The 13,806-nt window shown below is 59.7% G+C and carries 13 protein-coding genes and 2 pseudogenes; 7 read left to right on the top strand and 8 right to left on the bottom strand.

Going from position 1 to position 13,806, the window contains the following annotated elements:
• Positions 1 to 23: 23 nt before the first annotated feature.
• A pseudogene (locus tag KMP13_RS00160) lies at positions 24 to 128 on the bottom strand (IS5/IS1182 family transposase); the annotation flags it as partial.
• On the opposite strand from KMP13_RS00160, the pseudogene KMP13_RS20280 reads away from it, so the two are divergent.
• Positions 106 to 240, top strand: a pseudogene (locus KMP13_RS20280) (IS110 family transposase); the annotation flags it as partial. The pseudogenes KMP13_RS00160 and KMP13_RS20280 overlap by 23 nt on opposite strands.
• Positions 241 to 583: 343 nt before the next feature.
• On the opposite strand, the gene rpiA reads toward KMP13_RS20280, so the two are convergent.
• Complete coding sequence (gene rpiA, locus KMP13_RS00155; RefSeq protein ID WP_215263422.1) at positions 584 to 1,372, bottom strand: ribose-5-phosphate isomerase RpiA; 789 nt, start codon at positions 1,370 to 1,372, stop codon at positions 584 to 586.
• Positions 1,373 to 1,744: 372 nt separating this feature from the next.
• On the opposite strand from rpiA, the gene KMP13_RS00150 reads away from it, so the two are divergent.
• From KMP13_RS00150 to KMP13_RS00140, 3 genes are all read left to right on the top strand, one after another.
• A complete protein-coding gene (locus tag KMP13_RS00150; RefSeq protein WP_215263421.1) occupies positions 1,745 to 2,440 on the top strand; it encodes a glutathione S-transferase family protein in 696 nt (231 codons plus the stop codon).
• Positions 2,440 to 3,813: an L-serine ammonia-lyase gene (locus KMP13_RS00145; RefSeq protein WP_215263420.1), complete on the top strand. Its 1,374-nt coding sequence runs from the start codon at positions 2,440 to 2,442 to the stop codon at positions 3,811 to 3,813. Before KMP13_RS00150 ends, KMP13_RS00145 begins: the two co-directional genes overlap by 1 nt.
• A 99-nt stretch (positions 3,814 to 3,912) precedes the next feature.
• Complete coding sequence (locus tag KMP13_RS00140; RefSeq protein WP_215263419.1) at positions 3,913 to 4,821, top strand: DMT family transporter; 909 nt, start codon at positions 3,913 to 3,915, stop codon at positions 4,819 to 4,821.
• Here KMP13_RS00140 and KMP13_RS00135 read toward each other — a convergent pair.
• Entirely contained in the window at positions 4,818 to 5,483 is a 666-nt protein-coding gene (locus KMP13_RS00135) for a thiamine diphosphokinase (RefSeq protein ID WP_215263418.1), read from the bottom strand. The two genes, KMP13_RS00140 and KMP13_RS00135, sit on opposite strands and share 4 nt — an antisense overlap.
• Positions 5,484 to 5,620: 137 nt before the next feature.
• Between KMP13_RS00135 and KMP13_RS00130 the strand changes: the two genes are divergently transcribed.
• Entirely contained in the window at positions 5,621 to 7,939 is a 2,319-nt protein-coding gene (locus tag KMP13_RS00130; RefSeq protein ID WP_215263417.1) for a chemotaxis protein CheA, read from the top strand.
• Between the two features lie 85 nt (positions 7,940 to 8,024).
• On the opposite strand, the gene KMP13_RS00125 is transcribed toward KMP13_RS00130, so the two are convergent.
• The 5 genes from KMP13_RS00125 to nthA form a co-directional block, all read right to left on the bottom strand.
• On the bottom strand, positions 8,025 to 8,252 hold the full coding sequence (locus tag KMP13_RS00125) for a DUF2842 domain-containing protein (RefSeq protein ID WP_215263416.1): 228 nt from the start codon (positions 8,250 to 8,252) through the stop codon (positions 8,025 to 8,027).
• Entirely contained in the window at positions 8,252 to 9,565 is a 1,314-nt protein-coding gene (locus tag KMP13_RS00120; protein WP_215263415.1) for an adenylosuccinate synthase, read from the bottom strand. Before KMP13_RS00120 ends, KMP13_RS00125 begins: the two co-directional genes overlap by 1 nt.
• 86 nt (positions 9,566 to 9,651) lie before the next feature.
• Positions 9,652 to 10,002: a nitrile hydratase accessory protein gene (locus tag KMP13_RS00115; RefSeq protein WP_215263414.1), complete on the bottom strand. Its 351-nt coding sequence runs from the start codon at positions 10,000 to 10,002 to the stop codon at positions 9,652 to 9,654.
• The gene (gene nthB, locus KMP13_RS00110; protein ID WP_215263413.1) at positions 9,999 to 10,682 is read right to left on the bottom strand and encodes a nitrile hydratase subunit beta; all 684 of its coding nucleotides are present in this window, start codon (positions 10,680 to 10,682) and stop codon (positions 9,999 to 10,001) included. Before nthB ends, KMP13_RS00115 begins: the two co-directional genes overlap by 4 nt.
• The gene (nthA, locus tag KMP13_RS00105; protein ID WP_215263412.1) at positions 10,679 to 11,329 is read right to left on the bottom strand and encodes a nitrile hydratase subunit alpha; all 651 of its coding nucleotides are present in this window, start codon (positions 11,327 to 11,329) and stop codon (positions 10,679 to 10,681) included. The genes nthB and nthA overlap by 4 nt, the downstream gene beginning before the upstream one ends.
• A gap of 172 nt (positions 11,330 to 11,501) precedes the next feature.
• Here nthA and secG point away from each other — a divergent pair, with 172 nt between their 5' ends.
• Complete coding sequence (gene secG, locus KMP13_RS00100) at positions 11,502 to 11,870, top strand: preprotein translocase subunit SecG (protein ID WP_215263411.1); 369 nt, start codon at positions 11,502 to 11,504, stop codon at positions 11,868 to 11,870.
• Positions 11,871 to 12,032: 162 nt separating this feature from the next.
• On the top strand, positions 12,033 to 13,676 hold the full coding sequence (locus KMP13_RS00095; RefSeq protein WP_215263410.1) for a CTP synthase: 1,644 nt from the start codon (positions 12,033 to 12,035) through the stop codon (positions 13,674 to 13,676).
• The last annotated feature ends 130 nt before the right edge of the window (positions 13,677 to 13,806 follow it).

Raw genomic sequence — 13,806 nt, 5'->3', positions numbered from 1 at the left:
GGACCAATGCCTAATCCTCCTTACTTCACGCCCATGCTGGTCGCTGTTCGGTGGGCCTTGAGATAAGTCGCGTCGATCATGACGGTCTTCTGTTCGCCGTGCTCGGCAGCCAGGCTCGCGCAGCGGCGTGGCCGCAAAATCGCGATGGTCGGGCTCGCGCGCCGCATTGCTGTCATTCTCCATCGAAACTGGATCGATGGCTCCGTGTTCCAAACAGATGCAGCGCCGAAAATGATCTGATCTCCAGCACAGAACCGTTGCCTGCTTAATCGCAAGCTTTCGAGGTCCCGCAGGGACGTGGTTCCGATGATGCCGTGGTCAGGACTGTCGCTGACATCCGTCAAGCACGCCTATGAGATGGGCACATCGGAATTACATCGAACCAGCATCCTGTTGGCAGCCGTCGCGCTGACCACGAACCGAAGCATGTACCCAAAGGACCTCAGTCAAAGGCTGTGAGAGAAAGCAGCGCGGACGCGACGAACTAAAAGCACCGCTCCGGCGGATCAGTTTGTTTGCGTGGAATCTCTTGACAGAAGTGCTCCCGTTACCGAAGGCCTGAACCGAGCCTCGCCCAAAACCCCTAGTCAGTCAAATCCCCGAACAGATTGTCCTCTTCCATGAAATCCAGACGATCCCGCTCTTCGGTGCCTTCGTTGATGTCACGCACAATCACGGTGCCATCGCCGTGGCCGATCACCACCCGGTCGCAGATGTCGATAAACAGCCCGTTTTCAATCACACCGGGGATCTGGTTCAAAACCAGCGCCAATTGCCGCGCGTTGCCGATGCGTTTGAGATGCAGATCAAGGATGTAATTCCCCTCGTCCGACACATAGGGCTGCGTCCCGTTCATCCGCAATGTCGTGGTGCGCCCCAGCACGTCCATGGACACCAGCGTCTCTTCCAGCAGAGCCTGACTGGCCTGCCAGCCAAAGGGCAGCACTTCGACCGGCAAAGGAAACGCGCCAAGCGTGTCGACACCTTTGCCCGCATCAGCAATCACCACCATCTGGTCCGAGGCGGTGGCGACGATCTTTTCCTGCAAATGCGCACCGCCGCCGCCTTTGATCAGGTTCAGGTCGTGGTCGAACTCATCCGCGCCATCAACTGTCAGATCCAGCCACTTCGCCTCATCCAAGGAGACGACTTTGATCCCCAGCTCACGCGCCAATTCTGCGGTGCGGACCGAGGTAGGAACAGCCGTGATGTTGAGGCCATCTTCGGCCACCATCTGTCCCAGACAGCGCACCAACCAGGCGGCCGTGGACCCCGTGCCAAGCCCGACACGCATGCCGTCTTCGACCATTTCCGCCGCACGTTTTGCTGCGACAAATTTGGCCTTATCAATGGGGGAAAGATCTCCGCTCATGTCGCGTGCTCCGTCATAGGTATTTGGAGAATCTTATAAGCGTTTTGAAACTCACAGGCGAGCATTCTTCTGCGCAAATTACAGTGAAACCAAAGAGCTGCATATGTTGCGGACATGGCTCCTGGGCAATGTCACTTCACGCTGCATAAAACAGCCAAATACTCCCGCCCACCTGCTGTGGACTTTTTTGAAGGTCCCCACCGGGCCGTTGGGCCGGGCGCCGCGCCGCCGAAGGCGGCGCGGCGCTGGTCGCTTTGGGCCTGCCCAAAGCGAAATCCCTCTTGCACCCTCACCACAATGCGTTACGTGTTTCCTATAGGAAACGTCGCAAATGGACGCCCTGCCCCAAAGTCAGACAGTAAGATTGCCGCCATGACCCAGCCCTACCGCCTTCATTATGCCCCAGACAATGCCTCACTGATCATCCGCTTGGTGCTGGAAGAGCTTGGCCTGCCTTTTGAAACATTTCTGGTCGACCGCAGAACATCCGAGCAGCGCAGTGAAGCGTACCTCAAACTGAACCCAGCAGGCAAAATTCCGACACTGGAAACAGTGCACGGCCCCGTGTCCGAAGTCGGTGCGATCCTGATCTATCTGAGCGAAACGCATGGGATATTGGCCCCGCCAGTCGGTGACACCGCGCGCCCCGCCTTTCTGAAATGGCTGTTCTTCACGACCAATACGCTTCACCCAGATCTTGCGATGCTATTCTACCTGCACCGTTTTGGCCCGGCAGAGGCAATCACCGACATGCACAGTTGCACCACAAACCGGTTGATCAGCCACCTGAGCTTGTTGGATGAAGCTGCCGGCACCACCCCTTGGTTCGCAGCCGAGCAGCCTTCTGTGGTGGACTACTATGTCGCGGCATGCCTGCGATGGGCTGCGCTTTATCCGATCACCGGGACAGGTTGGTTCGACCTCAGCGCCTATCCCAACTTGCAAGGCCTTGCTCAAAACCTAGAGACACGGCCCGCCGTGCGCGTCGCCATCCAGGCCGAAGGCCTGGGACCCACGCCCTTCTCATCCCCGCAATACCCCAATCCACCCGAAGGAGTTGCCCTCTGATGTTTCTCTCTATCTTTGATATGTTCAAAGTTGGCATTGGCCCTTCCTCCTCGCACACTATGGGTCCGATGGTTGCGGCGGCACGCTTTCTCGACATGATGCGCGCGGCACCTTTTGAATGTGCCGGGCTGCGCGCATCACTACACGGCTCGCTTGCCTTCACCGGCGTAGGACATGCCACGGACCGTGCCACCATCCTGGGGCTCGGCGGGTTTGAACCGGACACATATGACGACGCCAAGGCCGAGGCCTTTCTCGAAGAGCTCTCCCACACCAACCGCATGCAGCCGCCCGGCCTGCCCGAACTCGCCTTTGATCCGCAAAACGACCTGCTTTTTGACTACGACCACACCCTACCCGGCCATGCCAATGGCATGATGCTGATGGCCACCGACGCCCAGGGCGATGTGATCCTGCAGCAGGTGTTTTACTCCATCGGCGGCGGCTTTGTCCTGACCGAGGAAGAGCTCGCGGCAGGCAAGGCCACCGATGACGGCGCGCCGGTGCCCTACCCGTTCAAATCCGCGGTTGAGATGCTGGAGATGGCGCGCACCAGCGGTAAAACCATCGCCCAGATGAAACGCGCCAATGAGATTTCGCGTGGCGGCGTGGCCAATCTGACCGACGGCAGCAAACGTCTGTGGCAGGTGATGAACGATTGCATCAACCGAGGGCTGGAACGCGACGGCATCCTGCCCGGTGGCCTCAATGTGCGCCGACGGGCCAAGGGGATCTATGACGCACTGATGGCCGAACGCGGCATGAACCTCACGGCGCCGCATACGATCAACGACTGGATGAGCGTCTACGCCATGGCCGTGAATGAAGAAAACGCAGCCGGTGGCCAGGTGGTGACGGCCCCCACCAACGGCGCGGCAGGCGTTTTGCCCGCGGTCCTGCGCTATTATCTGGATCACGTGCCCGGCGCGTCTGAAACCCATATCGAAGATTTCCTGCTGACCGCCGCAGCCATCGGCGGGTTGGTCAAATTCAACGCCTCGATTTCCGGGGCTGAGGCGGGTTGCCAGGCCGAGGTGGGCTCTGCCGCCTCCATGGCCGCAGCTGGTCTGTGTGCGGTGATGGGCGGCACCCCGAAACAGGTGGAAAACGCGGCAGAAATCGCGTTGGAACATCACCTTGGCATGACCTGCGATCCGGTGAAAGGCCTGGTGCAAGTTCCCTGCATCGAGCGCAATGGACTCGGCGCGATCAAGGCCGTGTCTGCGGCCTCCCTCGCCCTGCGTGGTGACGGAGAGCATTTTGTTCCCCTGGATGCGGTTATTGAGACCATGCGTCAGACCGGCCATGACATGCACGAGAAATACAAAGAAACCTCGCTTGGCGGACTGGCGGTTAACGTGCCAAACTGTTGACGCGTTCGAAATGCGCATAACATACCCAAGAGCAACTTAAGATTGAGGAAACCTCAACTTTGACTTGTTCGCCATCGCCTGCGTCGCTAGCATCGTGATATGAAAACCGAAGATCGCCCCATTGCCGGTATCGCCCTTATGCTCGGGTTTTGCGTCCTCGCTCCGATGGGGGATGCCGCGGCAAAACTGCTGGGCGGCATGCCTCTGGCGCAGGTTATATTCGTGCGGTTTGCGGTGCAGGCGATCATTCTTTTTCCAATCGTCTTGGCGACCGGACGTACCTGGCGCATTCCGCGACATGTGATGGGTCTGGTTGTCTTGCGGACACTTCTGCACATGTTCGGCATCGGCCTGATGTTTACTGCACTCAAGTATCTGCCACTTGCGGATGCGGTGGCAATCGCCTTTGTCTGCCCCTTTATCCTGCTGCTGTTGGGCTGGCTCTTTATGGACGAAAAGATTGGCATTCACCGACTGGGGGCCTGCATTGTCGGCTTTGGCGGCGCCATGCTGGTGATCCAGCCCAGCTTTGTGGACGTGGGCTGGCCTGCGGTGCTGCCGCTGGGCGTTGCCGTGATCTTTTCGCTGTTCATCATTGCCACCCGCAGCGTCGCCAAAGCCAGCGATCCCCTGGGTCTGCAGGCCGTGTCAGGTGTGATTGCCTGCGTCGCGATGGTGCCGGTCTTTTACTTTGGGCACTGGCTGGATGAACCGGCACTGAGCTGGCGCATGCCCATTGGCACCGAATGGGGTCTGCTTTTGGCGATCGGGCTGCTGGGCACATTCGCGCATCTTCTCATGACGTGGAGCCTGCGGTTCGCGCCCTCGGCCACATTGGCACCAATGCAATATATTGAAATCCCCGTGGCCACTGGGATCGGCTGGCTGGTGTTCAACCAGTTCCCCAATGCGCTGGCCGCTGTGGGCATCGCGGTCACGATGGCCGCCGGCCTCTATGCCGTGTGGCGCGAACATTACATCCTGCGTAACCCGGTGCCACAGGCTTAACTCTGCGCGGCCAACTGCACCATCACGTCTTTTAGATGGTGCTTTTCCAGGATCACGATCAAGCCGCACCCCAAGGCCTCTAACCGCACCGGACCCGTTGCACGGTTTGACGTACCAATTTGCTGCATTGGGTCAAAACGCAGCCCCTCAATCGGCCATTCCAACCCATCGGATCGCCCCTCAACCGGCTGCATGGGAAACAGCGACACCACTTCGCCGCGTGCCGTCGGCACCTCAACCGTGCCGCGCAGATGAAACAGGATCTCCTGCGCGCCGACCAAGATGCAGGGGCAGCGGTCCTCTTGCATCAAAACATGCAACGCCGCCAGTTGATGGTCGATCCGTGCGCCCAGAAATCCAACGGCAATCACCACCGGCGCTGCGACGCTGCGCAATGCCTTGTCAAAGTCGGTGGTATCTTGTTCCTGGACATGCAGCAGGCGCGCATTCCCCAACCGCGCCTTGGCGTCATCGGAAATTGAATCGAAATCGCCGACCACCACGTCCGGCGTAACCCCATAGTTCATCGCAGAATCCGCGCCACTGTCCGCCGCCACCACCCGCGCAGCCATAGCAATCGCCGCCTCAAGGTCCTCTTTTTCCAAGGCCCCACCACCCACCAAAGTGATTGGTTCGCGAGCGTCAACAATAAGCTTTTTCATCCGCCATTCCTTAATGTTCTGGAAACGGGCCACAATCTAGACACAAAATGATACGATCAATTGCACGGATTCGGGCAGAATTTGTCGTTCTAACCAATATGGTGAACAACATGACTTTGGCGAGGACGAGCTGAGAGATGGTACAGAACAATAAGGTACTAACAGTATCCTACGGGACTTTCTCCTGTACGCTTGAGGGATTTGAAGATTCCTTTGGCACTATGAAGGCGATCGCCGAGTATTTTCGCGATCTAGCCTCTGATGACAGATATTTTGGTGCAGAGCCACCACAACCGGATGCAGACATGCTGGCACGTATCGCCCAGCGTGAGATCGCACGCCAGGTTGAGGTCCGCACCTCTAACGAAGGCATTCACCTGCGCGCCGCCGTGTCGGCAGCACCACAAGCCGCGCCTGTGGCCCCTGCCCCCGTGGCAGAACCAGCCACCCGCGAGTTGACAGAGACCGAGCCGGGTGAAGTGGACTTCTTTGTTGATCCAGCCGCGGCCAAAGAACAGGCCCACTCCGCACCGACCGTGGCTGCCCCCCAGGACGACGCCGTCGAGGCCTACAGCATCGAAGGCAGCTCTGAGGAACCGTTTGCAGACGATTTTGAAGACGAAACCGTCGCAGAAGAGATCGTAGCAGCCGCCGCACCGGCTGCCGGTCAGTTGGTCGAAACCCCTCCGGGTGAGGTCGACTTCTTTGTCGCCCCCGAAGCGGCACAAAAGATCGCAGAAGAAGCGGACACCCAAGCCGAAGACGCCTACAGCTTTGAAGGCAGCAACGAAGAACCTTTTGCAGATGAGCTTGAAGATGAAGCAATTGCAGAAGACGTCGTCGCAGCTGCCGAACCTGCAGCGGGCGAATTGGTCGAAACTCCTCCCGGTGAAGTCGACTTCTTTGTTGCTCCCGAAGAGGCGAAAGAGATCGCAGAAGACGCCGAAATCCTTGCGGACAGCAGCGAAGATCTGGTCGCGGATGACTTTGAAGAGGCCTTTGAAGACGACGTAGCCGAGGTTGAAGCCGAAACAGACGCCATCGACCTTGAGCAAATCGCAGCCGTTGTCGCCGCGAACAAGGCAGATGAGACCGACGAAGACATCGCAGACGAGATCGAGGCAGAGCCGGTTGCAGAAGAGGCGCAAGCCAAACCCGCACCCAACAGCATTGCAGCCAAACTGCAGCGCATCCGCGCCGTGGTTTCCCGCACGCCTTCTGATGAATTCTCCGAAGATCAACACGCAGACCCAGTTGCAGAAGAAGCCTCCGCCAGCGTCGAAGCCATTGCCGAAGACATCAATGCGTCGCTGAACGCAGATGACACGGATGAAGACTTTGATGCCGACGAAACGGATGCCCAGGGCGACGACAGCGACACGCTGATTGCCCGCGCATTGGAAGGTTTGCAAGAAACCACACAGAAAGTGACCAAATCCGCCGCCGCTCCCGCCAAGGAAGCCGCGCCTGAGGCGGAGGCTGAAGAAGCACCCGCGCAACCGCGCCGTGCTCGGGTCATCCGCGTGCGCCGTGGTGTCACCAAACCAGCCGAAACCGTGGCAGAAGCGGCCCCTGCCCCAGCAGGCCCGCCGTCGACCCTCAGCGACGCAGACGAAGACGACCTGCGCCGCGAATTGGCCGAGGTCGAAGCCGAACTTCTGGCGGCGACCCGCGCTGACACGGATGCAGACGCAGATACTGCTGAAGCCGAAGCTGTGGAAACACTCGCTGAAGCCCCGGCTCAAAGCAGCGCAGCCCCAACCGGCAAGGATGCATCCGACAGCGATGTCTCCCGCCTGATGGCTGCAGCCGATGAAAAGCTCGACGATCCGGACACCGCGTCCTCGCGTGAGACCTACAGCCACATGCGCGCCGCCGTTGCTGCAGCCCAAAGCGATCCCGAAGCGGCAGGCGATGACGTCGAAAAGGACTACCGCGAAGATCTGGCCAGTGTGGTTCAACCCCGCCGCCCAGTGGTGCGTCGCAAATCACCGCGCCCCGAGGCCAAGGAAAACCGCCCAACACCCCTGAAACTGGTGGCCGAACAGCGCGTCTCTGACCCTGCCGAGGGCCAAGGCGAGGCCGCAAAACCTGCCGCCACAACAGCCCCTGTGCGTCCACGCCGCGTGCGCACCGAGGCCAAGCCGACAACCGCCGAAGCCTTCAATTCGGACACAGGCTTTGCCAAATACGTTCAGGAAACCGGCGCTGTTGAACTGCAAGAAATGCTGGAAGCAGCCGCGTCTTACCTCAGCTTTGTCAAAGGCCAGGACGTCTTCTCGCGTCCCGAATTGATCAACAAAGTCCGCGCAACCGGAACCGAGTTCAACCGCGAAGACAGCATGCGCTCCTTTGGCCAACTGCTGCGCGATGGCAAGATCGCCCGCAAACGCAACGGTCGTTTCTCAGCCTCCGAACAGATCGGCTTTCAACCGCAGGGCCGCGCGGCGGGTTAACGCCGCACGGACCTGGAAAAACTGCAAAAGCCGCGGAGCGCTCCGCGGCTTTTTCTATTTAAGTCAAGCTGATGCAATCCAGACCTCAGGCGTCGGGATCTTCCTTGCCCACGCCGCGAAAGACGAATTTGAACGGCAGGATCCACAGAACCCCAAGCGCCGTGTAAATCGCCAGTTCCAGCAGGATGGAGGGGCGTTCAAACAGCCCCACCACATTGACCGCCACCACAATGTAAAGCGGCATGCCAATCAACAAGATCACCATCGACCAGCGCCGCCGCGCCTTGTAGCTGAGGCCCTCGCCCTTTGCCATCAGTCGGCAAACGGGTCTGTCACCAGAATGGTGTCATCCCGCTCCGGGCTGGTGGACAGCAGGGCAACCGGGCAGTCGATCAACTCTTCCACGCGTTTGACGTATTTGATCGCATTGGCCGGCAGGTCATTCCAACTGCGCGCACCTTCGGTCGACTCGCTCCAACCCGGCATCTCTTCATAGATCGGGGTGCAGCGCGCCTGTTCCTCGGCCGCCGTTGGCAGGTAGTCGAGACGCTCGCCGTCCAGATCGTAACCGGTGCAGATCTTCAGGGTTTCAAACCCATCCAACACGTCCAGTTTGGTCAGGGAAATCCCGTTGATGCCAGATGTGGCGCAGGTCTGGCGCACCAAGCAGGCATCAAACCAACCACAGCGACGCTGACGACCGGTGGTGGTGCCAAACTCATGGCCCCGGGTGCCCAGACGTTCGCCATCCGCATCCGGTTTGCCTGTTTCATCCAGCAATTCGGACGGGAACGGACCTTCGCCCACGCGGGTGGTATAGGCTTTTACGATGCCCAGCACATAATCGATCGAGTTCGGGCCAATGCCCACACCGGTTGCCGCCTGCCCTGCAATCACATTGGAGGAGGTCACAAACGGATAGGTGCCAAAATCGATATCCAGCAGCGCGCCTTGGGCGCCTTCAAACAGGATACGTTTGCCGGCTTTGCGCTTTTCGTTCATCACTTTCCACACCGGCGCCGCAAAGGGCAGGATATGGGCTGCGATCTCTTTCAGCTTTGCTACCAGCGCGTCGCGGTCGATGGGCTCAACGCCCAGACCTTTGCGCAGCGGGTCGTGGTGCTGCAGCGCGCGATCGACGCGCGCTTCCAATGTGGCGTGATCCGCCAGATCGGCCACACGCACCGCACGGCGGCCCACTTTGTCTTCATAGGCCGGGCCGATACCACGACCGGTGGTGCCGATCTTGGTGCCTTTTGAGGCCGCCTCTTCGCGGGCGCGATCCAATTCACCGTGCAACGGCAGGATCAGCGGCGTGTTTTCCGCGATCATCAGCGTTTCCGGCGTGATCTCAACGCCTTGGGCGCGCACGGTTTCGATTTCATTCATCAGGTGCCAGGGATCCAGCACCACACCATTGCCGATTACCGACAATTTACCGCCACGCACAACGCCGGACGGCAGTGCATGCAGCTTGTAGACCTTGCCATCAATGACAAGCGTATGGCCCGCATTGTGACCACCTTGAAAGCGCGCGATCACGTCAGCGCGTTCGCTCAGCCAGTCAACAATCTTGCCTTTTCCCTCGTCACCCCATTGGGCGCCGACTACCACTACGTTGGCCATCTCAGGTCCTCTGCATGTAGGTTAAAACCGACGCCCCGTATAGCGAGCGTGATCGGCAAGGGGAACCCAAAAGTGTAACAGGTGGATTACAAGCCCTTTGGCAGGTGGACCGGTGCGCCGTGGGGTGTGGCCAAATAGGCCTCCTCCCAGGCGTCGCGCATCCGCGCCACATCCGTGCGCTGGACGTCTTCGGTTTCCACCAACAAGATCTCTAACGTTTCGAGCCATGCGGTAAAATAGTCTTCGCCGCCATCCAGCTCCCGCGCCAATCCGTGCCGCTTTAACGTGGCGGAAAACCGCGCCACCCAATCGGCCCAGCTGAACCGGCCCGTCTCATTCAGATGCACGGTCAGGGCAAAGACCTGCGCGTGCCAAGGTTCCACAAACACAGGCTCCGCGCCGCCATGGGGCAAACATGGGGGCGACGCCGCATTCATGAGGCGAGCTCCAGATAGCTTTGCCACAGATCCAGCACCACTTCATCCCCGTCGTCTTCGGCAATCACCCATAGGGCGGTCGCAGGAAAGGCGACCGCATAAAGCGGCTCTGGCGCGTCCCCCAATCCATGGGCGCTGCGATCCGGAAAGACATGAGTGCCGTGATAGAGCACCACTTCCCCCACTGCTCCCGCCGCATAAGACGGCAACCGCGTATGCCCGCCATCGACAAAGCGATTGCCCGCATGGGTCAATGTGCGCACCTTGTCGCCGGGTTTGAACTGCGGCGCCACATCGCTGGCACGATCCGAAGGCCCGCCCGAAGCCAGAACACCCGCCACCCGCTCAGCGCTCAATCTACGCTCCGCCAAAGGGTGGCAGCCGCCATCAGCTTCGGGGGTTTGCAGATCCTGGACGGTCAAAACCCCAGTCTCCACCAACAGGCCCGCAACACCGGCCAGCCATTTCTCATAGTAAGAAAAAGCGGTGTAATCCTGCGGCGACAACCGTTCCCGCATATGGCGGGAAGTGTCGATGTTCCATTGCCCCAAACCGGCAGAGGCCAGCGTCAGCGCCAGCGCGCGCGCATGCCATTCCTCTTTGAAAACGGGGGCGTCCTCGACATCGACCTCAACCGGGCCATCGCCAAATCGCCCGCCCATATCATGGACCCGGCTCATGCGGTGTCTCCCGCCAAGTCCCCGGGTGAGGTCGCCAGCGCGGTGCCGACCATGCAATCGCGGTTTACAAGGGCGGCCAAAGCCTCCTCGTCCAACCCATCGCTACCTGCCGGGCGCATGGGCAATACCAAATAGCGCACCTCGGCGGTGGAATCCCAGACCCGCACCTTGGTGCCCTCAGGCAGGGTTATGCCGAAATCCGCCAGCACTTTGCGCGGCTCGCGTACGGCACGGGCGCGGTAGGCGTCGGATTTATACCAGGCCGGCGGAATGCCCAGCACTGGCCACGGGTAACAAGAGCACAGGGTGCAGACGACCATATTATGGGTCTCGGGCGTGTTTTCGACGACAACCATATGTTCGCCCTGACGCCCATATATATCCATCTCGCGCAGCACCTGATCCGCATCGGCCAACAGCTGCGCCTTGAACGCAGGGTCGCTCCAGGCTTTGGCCACCACCCGCGCACCGTTTTGAGGGCCGATTTTGTTTTGATAGATATCAATGATTTCATCCAACGCAGCCGGATCGATCAGCCCCCGTTTGGTTAGAATCGTCTCAAGCGCCTTGACCCGCAGCGCCGGATCCGGCGGCAGGTGGGCATGGGCGTGGTGCGGGTCGTCTGAATGCGGGTCATCATGTGCCATACCCGTAACCCTGCGCGCCACGCCTCGGGAATTCCAGTAAAATTTGGGTGTTCCACAGAGCTGCACGTCATTTGACCCGAAGTTCAGCACGTCAATTGAAACTCCACCCTTGCCCCTGCCGGAGTTTGGTCCTATTTACCGCCCGATAATCAGCCAACCGCCGCAGGGTCTTATGGAAAACGTTGTTCTCATCATCCACCTTCTTCTGGCCCTCGGCCTGATCGCCGTCGTTCTGCTTCAGCGGTCCGAAGGTGGCGGCCTCGGCATGGGTGGAGGAGGCGGCGGTGGTGCCGTATCCGGGCGTGCAGCCGCGACTGCGATGACCAGGCTGACCTGGATCCTGGCCGCAGCCTTCATCGTGACCTCGATCACGCTGACAGTGATCTCGGCTCAAAAAGCTGGCAATTCCTCGATCTTCGACGGCGGTCTCCTGCCTCAGGCAAGCGATGCACCAGCCGATGCGCCAATCGCACCTTTGGGCACAGACCTTCTGCCGCCCGCCTCCGGTGACACCGCGCCGCTGGTTCCCAGCCTCGACTGATCCACTATACTTAGAAACGATTTCAGGGACCGTAACAGCATCTTGCGGTTCCCTTGCGTTTTCTGCGCGAATCTCATATATACTGAAGTCCCGTGATGCCGTGGTTTTTTGACCACCCGGCACTTCTTATTTCTTGAACTCTCACGGGGGCAGCCGACACATATGGCGCGTTTTATCTTCATCACTGGTGGTGTTGTTTCTTCGCTGGGCAAAGGCCTGGCATCTGCCGCTCTTGGAGCATTGCTGCAGGCTCGCGGCTATTCAGTCCGCCTGCGCAAGCTGGACCCCTATCTGAACGTCGATCCCGGCACCATGTCGCCCTTTGAACACGGTGAAGTCTTCGTCACCGACGATGGCGCGGAAACCGACCTCGACTTGGGCCACTACGAACGCTTCACCGGCGTCCCGGCCCGCAAAACCGATTCAATCTCATCCGGACGCATCTACACCAACGTCTTGGAAAAAGAACGCCGCGGCGACTACCTGGGCAAAACCATTCAGGTCATCCCCCATGTGACAAATGAGATCAAAGACTTCATCTCCATCGGCGAAGACGAAGTTGATTTCATGCTCTGTGAAATCGGCGGCACCGTGGGCGACATCGAAGGCCTGCCCTTCTTTGAGGCCATCCGCCAATTTGCCCAGGACAAGCCGCGCGGTGAATGTATCTTTATGCACCTCACGCTGCTGCCCTATATCAAAGCCTCCGGTGAGCTGAAAACCAAACCGACCCAACACTCGGTCAAGGAACTGCGCTCCATCGGCCTCGCCCCCGACATCCTCGTCTGCCGCTCCGAAGGCCCGATCCCCAAGAAAGAGCGCGAAAAGCTCGCCCTCTTCTGCAACGTCCGCCCCGACAGCGTGATCGCCGCACAGGATCTCAAATCCATCTACGAGGCCCCCCTCGCCTATCACCGCGAAGGGATGGACCAGGCCGTGCTCGACGCCTTTGGCATCGCACCGGCCCCCAAACCCAACCTCGCCCGCTGGGAAGATGTGGCCGACCGCATCTACAACCCCGAAGGCGAAGTGCGCGTGGCCATTGTGGGCAAATACACCCAGCTCGAAGACGCCTATAAATCCATTGCCGAGGCGCTGACTCACGGTGGCATGGCCAACCGCGTCAAAGTGCGTATCGAATGGGTCGACGCCGAGCTGTTCGATCGCGAAGACCCCACCCCGCACCTCCAGGGCTTCAACGCCATTCTGGTCCCCGGCGGCTTTGGCGAACGCGGCACCGAGGGCAAGATCAAGGCAGCCCAATACGCGCGCGAAAACAACGTCCCCTACCTGGGCATCTGCCTCGGCATGCAAATGGCCGTGATCGAGGCCGCCCGTAACGTCGCAGGCATCTCGGCTGCAGGCTCCGAAGAATTTGACCACGAAGCGGGCGGCAAACGCTTTGAACCGGTTGTCTACCACCTCAAGGAATGGGTGCAGGGCAACCACAAGGTCGAACGCTCCGTCAGCGACGACAAAGGCGGCACCATGCGCCTGGGCGCCTATGACGCCACCCTGACCGAAGGCTCCAACGTCGCCGCCGCCTATGGCGCCACCGCGATCGAGGAACGCCACCGTCACCGCTATGAGGTCGACATCAAATACCGCGAAAAGCTGGAGGCCTGCGGGCTCAACTTCTCCGGCATGTCCCCCGACGGCCGCCTGCCCGAGATCGTGGAATGGGCCGACCACCCCTGGTTCATCGGCGTCCAGTTCCACCCGGAACTGAAGTCTAAACCCTTTGAGCCCCACCCGCTGTTCAAAGACTTCGTCCGCGCGGCAAAGGATGCCTCGCGGTTGGTGTGATCCCAGCTACATTACGAATAAAAAGAAACGCCTCGGAGAAATCCGGGGCGTTTTTGCTTTGAGTGCACAGAACATCCCCAAATTTCGCAGACAGCCGATTTCTAGTTTGCAGATCTACACGCGATCGAGG

The sequence above is a fragment of the Epibacterium ulvae genome (genome assembly GCF_018678075.1).
Classification (GTDB): Bacteria; Pseudomonadota; Alphaproteobacteria; order Rhodobacterales; family Rhodobacteraceae; genus Epibacterium; species Epibacterium ulvae_A.
Note: the sequence above shows the minus strand (reverse complement) of the source record. Positions and strands in the feature narration are given on the sequence as shown.

What these genes read in the sequence shown, in the direction of transcription:
- KMP13_RS00150 (WP_215263421.1), top strand. Translation starts at nt 1,745, where the DNA reads ATGACCCAGCCCTACCGCCTTCATTATGCCCCAGACAATGCCTCACTG.
- secG (WP_215263411.1), top strand. Translation starts at nt 11,502, where the DNA reads ATGGAAAACGTTGTTCTCATCATCCACCTTCTTCTGGCCCTCGGCCTG.
- nthB (WP_215263413.1), bottom strand. Translation starts at nt 10,682, where the DNA reads ATGAGCCGGGTCCATGATATGGGCGGGCGATTTGGCGATGGCCCGGTT.
- KMP13_RS00135 (WP_215263418.1), bottom strand. Translation starts at nt 5,483, where the DNA reads ATGAAAAAGCTTATTGTTGACGCTCGCGAACCAATCACTTTGGTGGGT.
- rpiA (WP_215263422.1), bottom strand. Translation starts at nt 1,372, where the DNA reads ATGAGCGGAGATCTTTCCCCCATTGATAAGGCCAAATTTGTCGCAGCA.
- KMP13_RS00125 (WP_215263416.1), bottom strand. Translation starts at nt 8,252, where the DNA reads ATGGCAAAGGGCGAGGGCCTCAGCTACAAGGCGCGGCGGCGCTGGTCG.
- KMP13_RS00130 (WP_215263417.1), top strand. Translation starts at nt 5,621, where the DNA reads ATGGTACAGAACAATAAGGTACTAACAGTATCCTACGGGACTTTCTCC.
- nthA (WP_215263412.1), bottom strand. Translation starts at nt 11,329, where the DNA reads ATGGCACATGATGACCCGCATTCAGACGACCCGCACCACGCCCATGCC.
- KMP13_RS00145 (WP_215263420.1), top strand. Translation starts at nt 2,440, where the DNA reads ATGTTTCTCTCTATCTTTGATATGTTCAAAGTTGGCATTGGCCCTTCC.
- KMP13_RS00120 (WP_215263415.1), bottom strand. Translation starts at nt 9,565, where the DNA reads ATGGCCAACGTAGTGGTAGTCGGCGCCCAATGGGGTGACGAGGGAAAA.
- KMP13_RS00095 (WP_215263410.1), top strand. Translation starts at nt 12,033, where the DNA reads ATGGCGCGTTTTATCTTCATCACTGGTGGTGTTGTTTCTTCGCTGGGC.
- KMP13_RS00115 (WP_215263414.1), bottom strand. Translation starts at nt 10,002, where the DNA reads ATGAATGCGGCGTCGCCCCCATGTTTGCCCCATGGCGGCGCGGAGCCT.
- KMP13_RS00140 (WP_215263419.1), top strand. Translation starts at nt 3,913, where the DNA reads ATGAAAACCGAAGATCGCCCCATTGCCGGTATCGCCCTTATGCTCGGG.